This is a genomic window from Veillonella parvula (assembly GCF_902810435.1).
In the GTDB taxonomy this organism is placed as follows: Bacteria; Bacillota; Negativicutes; order Veillonellales; family Veillonellaceae; genus Veillonella.
Genome location: NZ_LR778174.1, coordinates 139,288 through 151,224, shown reverse-complemented (window position 1 = coordinate 151,224; position 11,937 = coordinate 139,288). Strand labels below are relative to the sequence as shown.

Genomic DNA, 11,937 nt, shown 5'->3' with positions numbered 1-11,937 from the left:
GAATAAACATGACAAATACAATTTATATTGACTAATATTTTATGTATATGTTTAAAAAAAGAAGGCCCCTATTCTTCATGAAAATACCCCTTTTACTGATTATCCAGTAAAGGGGGTACATATCAAAAATAGGGGTTTTATAACAAGAATCTTTCTTTATTATATGTAATTATGCTAATAAGGCGCTTACAAGTGCTTCTGCTTTATTAAAATCGGATTCTTCTGGGTTCCAGTTGCATTTAATTTCAGGTTCTACTACAGAGAATCCATATTTAGTCAACTCTTCACGGAGTACCTTTGTAGATTCACCAGACCAGCCATAGGTACCAAATACAGCAGCCTTTTTATTTTTAAATTTCAACTCACGCAAGAAATCGAGCCAACCAGCTACGGAAGATAATACGCTATTACCTACTGTTGGAGACCCTACAGCAATAGCTTTAGACTTAAAGACTTCTGTCATGATGTCATTTTTATTGGTTTTACTAATATTGAAAATCTTAACACGTGTATCAGGGGATTGTTTCGCAATTTCTTCAGCAATCTTATGTGCCAACTTCTTGGTGCCGTCCCACATAGTGTCGTATACTATTGTGATTTGATTCTCTTGATATGCTTGCGACCATTCATAGTATTTTTCTACGATTTGCATTGGATTTTTCCGCCAAATGGCGCCATGACTAGTAGCGATGATATCGATTGGCAAGTTAAGCTTTTGAATTTCTTCAACTTTAGCTTTTACCAATGGAGAGAATGGATTCAAGATATTAGCGTAATATTTCATCGCTTCTTCCCATAGACGGCATTGATCGGCCTTATCCGCCCATAGTTCTTCTACGGCAAAATGCTGACCAAATGCATCGTTGGAGAACAAGATATTATCCCCTGTCATATAAGTCGCCATGGAATCAGGCCAGTGAAGCATGCGCATTTCTACGAATACCAAGGATTTATCGTTCCCGATATCTACGGAGTCACCAGTTTTAACAGTTTTGAAATTCCATTCAGGGTGATGATATTGACCAACCAAGGACTTAACTGCATTTTCGGTACAATAAATTGGCGTATTAGGTATTTTTTCCATCAACGCAGGCAAAGAACCACTATGATCTACTTCGCCGTGATTACATACGATGAAATCAATCTTATTCAAATCGATTTCAGATTCCAAATTATCAATGAACTCGGAGGAATGAGGTTTCCACACAGTATCGATGAGGACAGTCTTCTCCTCTTCAATCAAGTACGCATTTTGGCTAGAACCATTATTAATGCTGTAGTCAGAACCGTGGAATTCTTGCAATTCCCAGTCGATTTTGCCAACCCAAGAAACATTGTTTTTAATGTGCTTTCTCATAATAACCTCCATGTTCTGTGAAAGTTGATGTGCTTAACTCAGATTTTTTAATGAACCTATATAGAAACACGAATGATAGAAGCAACTTTCACCGATAATACCAAATATATGGCCAAATGTTATATCAATGGATACAACATAAATCGGTCATTAACTATAGTTTTATTATATCGATATCACACAATTAAGTCTGTACCTGTAGGTACAGTTTTGAGAATTATTATAAAAACCACTCATAGGTAATCACATGTTGTACATTAGTACACATCGATTTCCCATGAGTGGTTACGAGTATATGTAATTATATGATTATTTATTACCCGATTTAGATAGTCCAGGGATAGCTTTATAGATATATAATGCAATATATCCATCAACCAAGCTATGAACGATGGTACCGCCACCTACAAGAACAAATACAACGTAGATGAGATCAATGTTTGGCATCGTAGTGGTAGTATAGAACAATAGGCATGCTAGTACCTCACCAATAGCGTGAACGATAGCACAAGCAAGGTTAAACGCAACAAAGGATAGAGCCCCTGTTAATACGCCTGGATGATGTTTAATATAGTAAGCCCCCATCAAGGCAAAGATGATATGAGATGCAGCGCGCATAACGATAACAAGTGGGAACCCTGCTACAAAGAAGCCGAGCGTAGAACCTATCACGACACAAGCTGCCATCTTTCTAGATAAGAACATAGCTAAGAATATAGGAACATGACTCGCCAATGTATACGATGCCGGTGGAATCACAACTTTCAAAGGCATCACGATAGGAATCATGATGGCTAATGCCATCAATAAAGTAGTAATGGTTAAATTTCGATACATCGAAGAATTCATAAAGGCCTCCTTAAAGAATATTTTGCCATTCATCTACCAATATAGCACTCTAATATATGAAGAACAACTACATATACCGCTAGTGTCCTACAAAAAAGAGAGGGCCTTACAACCCCCTCTTATTTAATTGGACAAATATATTATAATATCTATATCTTAACGCTTATAATATGATTTTAAAAATGACGTAACTCACGTTAATAACTTTGAGAAATCTTAATTTATTACTTTTATAAACGTTCGATTACGGCTTGCGCCATTTCAGTAGTACCTACCCGTTTCAAGCCTTCGCGGTAGATATCGCCTGTGCGGTAACCATCAACGAGCACTTGTTCTACAGCACTTTCAATAGCGTCAGCCACTTGAGGTAAATCAAGGGAATGACGACACATCATCGCAGCGGACAAGATTGTACCCAACGGATTCGCCAAGTTTTGGCCCATGATGTCCGGCGCGGATCCGTGGATTGGCTCGTACAATGCAGTACCGGTACCCATGGATGCAGATGGTAAAAGCCCGATAGAACCAGAGATAACAGCGCCTTCGTCTGACAAGATATCGCCAAATAAGTTCGTTGTAACGATAACATCGAATTGTGCAGGATTTACAACGAGTTGCATTGCTGTATTATCTACATAAAGGTAATCTGTTGCGATATCCGGGTTGGCAGCCGCTTTCTCTTGAGCGATTTTACGCCACAAACGAGAAGAAGCCAATACATTTGCTTTATCTACGGATACAACCTTTTTGTTGCGTTTACGAGCTGTTACCATAGCGATGTCCATGATGCGCTCTACTTCATAACGGCTGTACGTTTCTTTATCCCATGCGAACTCGTTAGCACCTTCACCTTGTGCCTCTTCCCGTTCACCGAAATAAATACCACCAGTCAACTCACGAACGATGACGAAATCCACATCTTGTACTAGTTCCTTTTTAAGTGGAGAATACTCTTGCAAGGATGGGTAGATTTTTACAGGACGCAAGTTACAGAACAAACCAAGCTCCTTACGAAGGCCTAGAATTGCTTTCTCAGGACGGATAGAAGGATCGACATTATCCCATTTAGGACCGCCTACAGCACCGAGCAATACAGCATCAGCCGCTTTACAAGCCTCAATCGTATCCTCAGTCAAAGGCACGCCATACGCATCAATAGACGCACCGCCCGCTTTCTTATCAATCCAATTAACCTTTACACCGGCTTTCTCAAAAGCCACATCACACACAGCCTTCGCTGCCGCAATAATCTCAGTACCGATACCATCACCAGGAATCAATACGATACTCTTTTCGCTCATATTACCTCTCCAAACAGTAAAAAATTGTAAACCTCATGCTCTCCCTCCAGTGCCCTTTGCGAAGAAATCGCAATAACAGTTAATGAAACAAGAGCTGGCATATGCCTTGAGACCTACTTAGCTCGCTCCTCATTCCCCCTCTGCCATAAATTCATTCAAGATATTGTTAGCTAGAGGGATTTATAGTTTTGCTACACAAAAGTAGAATGGTTTGAAACGAAACACGTGTCGAAACCGACTTAGCTCGCTTTGGAGGCTTGAGATACGTGTTTCGTTTCATCCTGCTACTTACGGTTTTTAGCAAAACTTACAAGACCGCCTGCCGCCGCAATATCTTGAATGAATTGTGGCAACTCAGTCCCTTGGTATTGTTCGTTTTTCGTCAAATTGTACACGATACCTTTAGACAAGTCTACGCCGATTGCATCGCCAGCATCGATACGATCAACTTGTTCACCGATTTCCACAACTGGCAAACCGATGTTGATAGCATTACGGAAGAAGATACGTGCAAAGGAATGTGCCACAATAACAGGCACGCCTTTAGCTTTAATAACGCCTGGTGCATGTTCACGAGAAGAACCACAACCAAAGTTTTTACCAGCTACCATGATTTCGCCAGCTTTCACATTAGGAGCGAACGTCGTATCAATATCTTCCATCGCATGTTCGGCCAATTCGTTCCAGTCAGCAATCGCCAAGTAACGAGCCGGAATGATTACGTCTGTATCTACATCGTCGCCGTAGCGCCAGATTTTCTTGCTTTCAAAATCCATATTAAACCTCCTCAGGGCCTGCAATACGGCCTAGTACAGCACTCGCTGCCGCCACATACGGGCTTGCCAAATACACCTCGGAATCCACATGTCCCATACGACCACGGAAGTTACGGTTTGTAGTGGAAACGGTACGTTCCCCTTCAGCCATGATTCCCATGTAACCACCTAGGCATGGACCACATGTTGGCGTGGACACTGCGCAGTCAGCTTGAATGAAGATATCTAAAAGGCCATCTTTCATAGCTTGGTCGTACACATCTTGGGATCCAGGGATTACGATGCAACGAACAAATGGAGCCACCTTGCGGCCTTTGAAGATTTCTGCAGCTGCTACCAAGTCTTCGTAACGGCCATTTGTACAGGAACCGATGATAACTTGGTCAATTTTAATATCTTTGTCGATTTCGTTGATGTAATGTGTGTTGGATGGCAAATGAGGGAATGCTACCACTGGTTGCAATTTGGACAAGTCGATGGTAATAGTTTGAGCATATACCGCATCAGCATCTGGAGCGATTGGCTCAACAGGACGATTGACACGGCCTTTGATATATTCTTCAGTAATTGCATCATAAGGGAATACACCACATTTACCACCAGCTTCGATAGCCATGTTACAGATTGTGAGGCGATCAGCCATAGTCATATGTTGTACGCCTTCGCCGGCGAATTCAAGGGCCATGTAACGAGCGCCGTCTACGCCGATTTGACCGATTAAATCAAGGATTACGTCTTTACCAGTTACCCATTTGTTAGGTTTGCCGATAAGCTCAACCTTAATTGTTTCAGGTACTTTGAACCAAGTTTTACCTTCTGCCATAGCAACGCCCGCATCAGTGGAGCCTACGCCTGTGGAGAATGCATTTACCGCACCATATGTACAAGTGTGGGAGTCAGCACCGATCATCATTTCGCCAGGGCCGATAAGACCTTTTTCTGGCAAAATAACGTGCTCGATACCCATTCTACCGACTTCAAAGTAGTTTGTAATGCCATGTTCGCGCACGAAGTCGCGCATTACTTTCGCTTGTGTAGCGGATTGAATATCTTTATTTGGTGTAAAATGATCCGGCACTAAGTAGATTTTATGACGATCAAATACAGGTTTGCCAATCTTCAAAAACTCTTTACGAGCCGGTGGGAATGTGATGTCGTTCATCAATACCGCATCCAACTGACATTCGATGATTTGTCCCGGTTTAACGACATCAAGACCCGCGTGGCGAGCCATATTCTTTTCAGTAATGGTCATACCCATATTATTCTTCCTCCTGTTGTTCTAGCTCCATAGCTAGGAATACTGAGTTTACTGCATTAATATATGCATTTACACTTGATTTAACGATATCTGTGCTGATACCACGACCATGGTACAAGCGACCGTTATATTCTACCTTGAGGGTTGCTTCCCCAAGGGCATCTTTACCGGCTGTGATAGCACGGATTTGGTAGTCTTTTAAGCTGATTGGCAAGCCAACAACACGTTCAACCGCTTTAAGGGATGCGTCTACTGGACCATCACCAACGGCAGCATCCGCTCTTTCACCATCTGGAGTCATGAGACGAACGTCAGCGTATGCGTAGCCTTTTTCACCCAATTTGTAATATTGAGCCACGAGCTCGAACGCTTTTTTGTGGTGAAGATTATCTACAACAAGGGCTACGATATCATCATCGTATACTTGTTTTTTGCGGTCTGCTAACTCTTTAAACTTAGCGAAAAGATCGTTGATTTTTTCCTCAGCAAAAGATTGGAACCCAAGTTTTGCCAAGTGATCCGCAAAGGCATGACGACCGGAGTGTTTGCCCAATACGAGGTCTGTTTTTTCAGCCCCTACGGACTCAGGAGTCATGATTTCATACGTTTCAGGATTGCTCATCATGCCATGTTGATGAATACCAGACTCATGAGCAAAGGCGTTAGAACCCACGATTGGTTTATTTGGAGGAACTACAACCCCTGTTAAACGGCTCACAAGTTTAGATGCTTTCGTAAATTGTTTTGTATCGATGTTCACTTGAAGGTCATCAAAATAATCATGGCGTGTTTTAAGAGCCATTACCACTTCTTCAATCGCTACGTTACCAGCCCGTTCACCCAGACCATTAATTGTGCCTTCTACTTGGCGTGCACCTGCTTTAATAGCGGCTAACGTATTCGCATTGGCAAGGCCTAAGTCGTCATGGCAGTGAACAGAGATAATTGCATTTTCAATTCCTGATGTATGTTCTTTAATGTAGCGGATTTTATCACCGAACTCATTAGGGTTCATATAACCTACTGTATCTGGTACGTTAATAATTGTAGCGCCACCAGCAATTGCAACACCAAATACTTGGCATGCGAAATCTAAATCAGCGCGTGCCGCGTCTTCACCAGAGAACTCGATTTCATCAACCTTACCTTTTGCATATGCCAACACGGATTTAACCTTATCCAATACCTCTTGGCGAGTCATTTTTAATTTATATTCCATATGAAGTTCGGAAATAGCAATGAATACATGTAAACGGCTACGTTCCGCATCTTTCAACGCATCAATCGCTTTTTGTACGTCCTTTTCATTAGCACGAGCCAACGCACAAATTGTTGCACCTTTGACTTCGCGTGCAATCGTTTGTACCGCTTCAAAATCTCCAGGGGATGCCGCCGGGAAACCGGCCTCAATAACGTCAATGCCGAGACGTACTAGGCCTTTCGCAATTTCAATTTTTTCAGGAGTTTGTAAAGATACACCTGGTGTTTGTTCCCCATCACGAAGGGTTGTATCAAAGAAATATACGCGATTCTGTTCCATAATAGCCACCTTTTCTATCCTCATAAAACATAACACTTTATTATATCTATCCATAGTGAAAGTTTGTAAAATCGCCAATGTCGACACCATATATAATCTGTGACTTACTAGACTTTCACAAATAAAAAAGCCCCTCAGAACAACTGTCGTTGCTCAAAGGGGCGTTATATTCATAACACGGTACCACCCTAATTGGGACTCGTTTCGGGTATAACGGAACCACCGTCAATGACTACTGCTGTATTCGCCATCAAAGCTCACGGGAGAGTGTCAGCGTACAACCTCTATTGCCTCGCACCAGCCGGCAACTCTCTGAAAGCAGGATTTGTAAACCTTTATACCCGTTCATCGCTTGATTTAAGATATAAAAGTATTATACGGCATTCTATAGAACTGTGTCAACAGGATGGACATGTGAGTTTTGTGAAAGCACAGTTTTATCGTTACAATTTGACATTCCCCATGATTTCACGCATACTGAAAATAGGCAGTACCAATGATTGGAGGAATTATTATGAGTGGTTCAAGCAAATTCTTCTTTATTGTATCGGGTATTGTAAGCATTATCCTGGGGATATTCTTACTATTAAACCCCGTTATTAATCTCATGGCTTTTGCCTGGCTTTTTTCTATTATCTTTTTCGTCAATGCGGTCAGCTCCATTATAAATTATTTTATGTTACCGGCTGAATTACGTAGCGGCTGGTATCTCATCAGCGGCATTATCAATGCTCTATTCGGTATCTTTCTCGTATGCGGCGGATTTGCATTCCTACCGTTAGTATTCCCGATCACAATCGGCATCTGGATGGTATTTGAAGCCATCTTTATTTTCATTAAATCAAGAAAGTCCGACAGCATGGTATCACTCATGGGACGTAATGCAAAATGGCTTGCACTAATTCTTTTACTATTAGGCCTATTACTTATATTCGAGCCGATCGCTTTTGGTGAAGCATTTATCTATTGCATCGCTTTCGGCTTCTTATTTGACGGGATTTATTCCATCGGTGAGGCTTTCAGAAAATAAAATAACAATACACTGTTAGATTGACCATGTACTGCCAAAGCAGCTGTCATAAATTACGATGTCTATTTCGTATTTGTGACAGCTATTTTATTTGAAAATATCTATCCAAAAGCATACCTCTAGGCAATCAATCTTAAAAGCGTATCCACTCTAAATTCACAAAATTTTTTAGAATTCGTTTATCCACTTTTACAACTTGATTAGTAAGCTCTATTCGATTATTAACAAATGAAATATCTGTATACCATCCCTTTAAACTAGCATACACTTCATTCTCTAAATCAATAATGATGGATTCTATGGGATTCCATGTTTTGCATCTTACAGACTCTACCATAACCATACTACCTATGAAAGTAACATCTCTACCATAAATCCAAAATGGCAATACTTTGCCCTTTATAGAAATAGAATATATAGCATCTCCATGAGGCGGTTCCGTTTCATATTTCGTGTGTATTTGGTACCTTTCCATAATTTCATTACTACCATTTTCTATATATGATAGCTTTGAAATCTTGTAATTTTCTGCTTTCATTAGTTTATCTCCACTATCTAAAAAAATCCCCCAGAGCTACAACTCTGAGGGACTTCGTAGTTAATTGCACAACTATCAATTGGCTATCTAGAATATACTACACTTAAAGTATTTTTTCAATATTCTACACGCTTAATCATTTCTCTAGCTCGCTCAACAGAAACTGGCTCATTAAACAAAAACACGTGATTCTGTCCCTCATATTCCCAAGATGCCAAATACACAGCATCATCCACCATTCGATAGGTTACCGTCATCCCATTTACAACATCTGTTTTTTGAGGTAAGTAATCCTTATAATCGCCTGCGATATTACCTGATAGAGTCGATACACGATACTTAATATATTTCGGCATATCATCTACACGATCAAAATATCTCCCTTTTAAAAGCTCATGATAGGCATGCACGACTTGTAATACATCGTGATCCACAATAGATACATGTACAGGACATAATCCCCCTAATCCACTTGGCAAATGCGGTTTAAAGTTCAAATGCTGTTTAGCCTCATATAGAGTATCAAACACCTCTAGCGATTGACCTTTACGAGTGCTTCTATAATCCTCATCAGTCATAGTGCAACTTCCAAGTCTATCTGGACAAGGAAACTCATTTCGATCACCATAAGGCTGATTATAAATAGAATTACCATTAAGACGGAACCGCATCAAGTCATCTGCGGATGCAACATTGATGGAACCTATGAAAGCTAATGCAGACAATGCACACACAATCTTTTTCATGATACATTCCCCTGTAAACAAACTACATTTATTAAGTAAATTATATCACTTAAAATTCTAATATTTTTATATTCTTATATTTATAAGGATTTTCTCTACAGAAAAAGAAAAGCATTTTGATTGCAAAATGCAATCATTTAATTGCGAATATAAATTATTTGCATTACAATATAAGTAACAGGAGGTGATACTATGGCTAAAACAGCCTCTATCAGTTTGCGTATCGAGCCAGCTGTAAAAGCACAATTAGAAGCATTATATGCTAGCTTTGGCATATCAGTAACTGATGCGATTAATATTTTTCTCCACACATCACTAATGGAAGGTGGATTTCCATTTCAACCTAAACAACCTCGTTATAATGCAGAAACAGAAGCTGCTATTCAAGAAACGAAAGATATATTAGCAGGAAAAGTAAAAGCAAAATCATATGCTAATGTAAAAGAAATGATTGAGGATTTAGGATTGGAGTAATCAGTTATGTTGAGATTAGTGCTTAGCAGTAAGTTCAAAAAGGACCTAAAGCGCTCCAAGAAACGCGGTAAAGATCTCAATAAACTCTATTCAATCATCACTAAATTACAGAATCAAACGCTATTAGATCCTAGTTATAAAGATCATCCATTAACAGGAAACTACGAAGGCTTTAGAGAATTACACATCGAGCCAGATTGGCTTCTAATTTATGCAATTAAAGATGATATGTTAGTATTATCTTTAACTCGCACAGGCAGTCACTCAGATTTATTCTAACCAAGTTAAAGAGGAATGCGAAAGCATTCCTCTATTCTATTTCCCCAAAAAATTTAAAACAGCTATCATCATAAATCTATCACATTTGATAGTATCTATCGTAAATTATTCTACTATTCAAAATTACTGTAGATGCTATAATGTACTCAACAAAAGGAACAGGTGCTCATATGATACTAAATGCACTTTTCCAAAACTATAGTTAGTAGTTTATAAAAGGAGATCATCATGACACATACACAATTAACACAACTCGTGCAAGCTTTATTAGATGCACCTACAAGCAACCCTACAGTAAAAGAATTTGCTCAATCTTGGATCAACGCAGAAGGCAAACCTGAGCAAGAAGAGCTTACAAAACAACTCGTACCATTAGCAGAGCAAAACATTGCACTCATCGATGAAACAATCGGCTTTGCAGGCTCTGAATTAGCTACACAAATCCTTGGCGAAGAAGGCGCAGCTAACCTATTACAACATGCTAAAGACATTAAAGCAAAAGGCGCTGAATTCTGCGACTGCCCTGGTTGCGTAGCTGCTAAAAATATAATTGATTTGAAAGCGAGAATTGAATAAACCTATATATTTCAAATTAACTATTAAGTGGTTACCGACGTATTGCTGGCAACCACTTTTTTATCATATTAAATAAGCATATGTAACTAATCTATACTGGACTCACTATTAGAAGAATTACAACTAAGCCAAGTCTCATATGGTAACAAAATATTCTGACTTCTTATATAAGTTATTGCAATCGCTTTACCAACACTCGTAAGTACTGCTTTAGATAGATATGAGTTATCCCATAATTTAATTATTTCTCTAAAACAGGGCTCTGTATTAAGTAATTCATTCATATCATTTGGATCATTAGAAATTCCAACACCAAAACATACCTCCATATAAGGTTCAAACGTAGCAAAAGCGGGATGCATAAACGCATTAGTTGGAGTAATACATCTACTATAAGCTAAATGATCAAATACGATTTCAGTATTAGTATTAGTACATTTTTTTATAAACTCTAAAACAATGTTAAAATAATCTATGATTTCATATCTATTAACTGCGTGATTTTTAACATATCGCATAAAGAAAATAGCAGCCAATATATTTAAATGTTCTTTAGTTAATAAATTAATTACATTTAAGGATTCATTTAATATAATTTTACTTAGGTCATCTTCATGCTGATTGACTCGTTCTATTAAAAGTGTTATTAGCAAATCTTCAACATCTTTATCACCCGACTTTGCATACGCAATTTGCGCATTTACCAATGTATATTGCATATCAGGGTCTTGAAAGACTTCAGGCTTTATAAGTCCTCTCTCCGCTAACTTTTGAAGAAATCCATTTATAAGTTCTTCAGCTCTTTTAGTTGCAATAGCTTCTGCGGCTTCCTTCAATTTATAAAAATTTAACTGAAACAAATCATTACATATTGCTTTTGCCTCCATGTATGTTATCCCATTATTAAAATGATTAACGTCTCTTCCAGCCATAACTGTAGTTGAATTATCCCCTGTTTCTATCCTTTGTTTCTCTAACATTATTAATGTCCCCCAAATTCACATCATTATTTGACTGAATATTAATTGAATTTTTTCCTGCTCTTATCTTTTGCGATACATTTGCAGATTTACCAAAAATAGATTTTATTAATACAATTAATCCAACTACCCCTCCACTTCCTAAAACCCAAGAATTCTCCTTAATGAAATCTAGTATCGAATTAAAATCCATGTTAATTTTCCTCCAACTAACTCACTACTTATATATT

The 11,937-nt window shown here is 38.9% G+C and carries 14 protein-coding genes and 1 other annotated feature; of the genes, 4 read left to right on the top strand and 10 right to left on the bottom strand.

The window, feature by feature from the left end:
• Window positions 1-169: 169 nt before the first annotated feature.
• The 6 genes from FNLLGLLA_RS00470 to FNLLGLLA_RS00445 all read right to left on the bottom strand — a co-directional run bounded on the left by FNLLGLLA_RS00470 (window position 170) and on the right by FNLLGLLA_RS00445 (window position 7,084).
• Window positions 170-1,357: an oxygen-binding di-iron domain-containing protein gene (locus FNLLGLLA_RS00470; RefSeq protein WP_174892140.1), complete on the bottom strand. Its 1,188-nt coding sequence runs from the start codon at window positions 1,355-1,357 to the stop codon at window positions 170-172.
• Window positions 1,358-1,666: 309 nt separating this feature from the next.
• Complete coding sequence (locus FNLLGLLA_RS00465) at window positions 1,667-2,206, bottom strand: hypothetical protein (RefSeq protein WP_174892139.1); 540 nt, start codon at window positions 2,204-2,206, stop codon at window positions 1,667-1,669.
• Window positions 2,207-2,436: 230 nt separating this feature from the next.
• Entirely contained in the window at window positions 2,437-3,507 is a 1,071-nt protein-coding gene (gene leuB, locus FNLLGLLA_RS00460; protein WP_174892138.1) for a 3-isopropylmalate dehydrogenase, read from the bottom strand.
• A 284-nt stretch (window positions 3,508-3,791) separates the two neighbouring features.
• A complete protein-coding gene (locus tag FNLLGLLA_RS00455; protein ID WP_174892137.1) occupies window positions 3,792-4,283 on the bottom strand; it encodes a 3-isopropylmalate dehydratase small subunit in 492 nt (163 codons plus the stop codon).
• A gap of 1 nt (window position 4,284) precedes the next feature.
• The gene (gene leuC, locus FNLLGLLA_RS00450; protein ID WP_174892136.1) at window positions 4,285-5,544 is read right to left on the bottom strand and encodes a 3-isopropylmalate dehydratase large subunit; all 1,260 of its coding nucleotides are present in this window, start codon (window positions 5,542-5,544) and stop codon (window positions 4,285-4,287) included.
• Between the two features lies 1 nt (window position 5,545).
• Entirely contained in the window at window positions 5,546-7,084 is a 1,539-nt protein-coding gene (locus FNLLGLLA_RS00445) for a 2-isopropylmalate synthase (RefSeq protein ID WP_077708644.1), read from the bottom strand.
• Window positions 7,085-7,238: 154 nt separating this feature from the next.
• Window positions 7,239-7,442, bottom strand: a binding site (T-box leader).
• 156 nt (window positions 7,443-7,598) lie between these two features.
• Between FNLLGLLA_RS00445 and FNLLGLLA_RS00440 the strand changes: the two genes are divergently transcribed.
• Window positions 7,599-8,114 carry a DUF308 domain-containing protein gene (locus tag FNLLGLLA_RS00440; protein WP_021147564.1) on the top strand — a complete coding sequence of 172 codons (516 nt, stop codon included), beginning with the start codon at window positions 7,599-7,601 and terminating at the stop codon, window positions 8,112-8,114.
• A 133-nt stretch (window positions 8,115-8,247) separates the two neighbouring features.
• Here FNLLGLLA_RS00440 and FNLLGLLA_RS00435 read toward each other — a convergent pair whose 3' ends face one another.
• Window positions 8,248-8,652 carry a hypothetical protein gene (locus tag FNLLGLLA_RS00435; protein WP_021147563.1) on the bottom strand — a complete coding sequence of 135 codons (405 nt, stop codon included), beginning with the start codon at window positions 8,650-8,652 and terminating at the stop codon, window positions 8,248-8,250.
• A 116-nt stretch (window positions 8,653-8,768) separates the two neighbouring features.
• The gene (locus FNLLGLLA_RS00430) at window positions 8,769-9,398 is read right to left on the bottom strand and encodes a hypothetical protein (RefSeq protein WP_118091131.1); all 630 of its coding nucleotides are present in this window, start codon (window positions 9,396-9,398) and stop codon (window positions 8,769-8,771) included.
• A gap of 192 nt (window positions 9,399-9,590) precedes the next feature.
• Here FNLLGLLA_RS00430 and FNLLGLLA_RS00425 point away from each other — a divergent pair, with 192 nt between their 5' ends.
• The 3 genes from FNLLGLLA_RS00425 to FNLLGLLA_RS00415 all read left to right on the top strand — a co-directional run bounded on the left by FNLLGLLA_RS00425 (window position 9,591) and on the right by FNLLGLLA_RS00415 (window position 10,727).
• Window positions 9,591-9,872: a type II toxin-antitoxin system RelB/DinJ family antitoxin gene (locus FNLLGLLA_RS00425; RefSeq protein ID WP_004697933.1), complete on the top strand. Its 282-nt coding sequence runs from the start codon at window positions 9,591-9,593 to the stop codon at window positions 9,870-9,872.
• A 6-nt stretch (window positions 9,873-9,878) separates the two neighbouring features.
• Window positions 9,879-10,151 carry a type II toxin-antitoxin system RelE/ParE family toxin gene (locus FNLLGLLA_RS00420; RefSeq protein ID WP_021147561.1) on the top strand — a complete coding sequence of 91 codons (273 nt, stop codon included), beginning with the start codon at window positions 9,879-9,881 and terminating at the stop codon, window positions 10,149-10,151.
• Window positions 10,152-10,379: 228 nt separating this feature from the next.
• Window positions 10,380-10,727, top strand: a complete 348-nt coding sequence (locus FNLLGLLA_RS00415; protein WP_174892135.1) for a hypothetical protein — start codon at window positions 10,380-10,382, stop codon at window positions 10,725-10,727.
• A gap of 86 nt (window positions 10,728-10,813) precedes the next feature.
• On the opposite strand, the gene FNLLGLLA_RS00410 is transcribed toward FNLLGLLA_RS00415, so the two are convergent.
• Together FNLLGLLA_RS00410 and FNLLGLLA_RS00405 are read right to left on the bottom strand one after the other, a co-directional pair.
• The gene (locus FNLLGLLA_RS00410) at window positions 10,814-11,707 is read right to left on the bottom strand and encodes an LPO_1073/Vpar_1526 family protein (protein WP_021147559.1); all 894 of its coding nucleotides are present in this window, start codon (window positions 11,705-11,707) and stop codon (window positions 10,814-10,816) included.
• Window positions 11,673-11,900, bottom strand: a complete 228-nt coding sequence (locus tag FNLLGLLA_RS00405) for a hypothetical protein (RefSeq protein ID WP_042986318.1) — start codon at window positions 11,898-11,900, stop codon at window positions 11,673-11,675. Before FNLLGLLA_RS00405 ends, FNLLGLLA_RS00410 begins: the two co-directional genes overlap by 35 nt.
• Window positions 11,901-11,937: the final 37 nt, after the last annotated feature.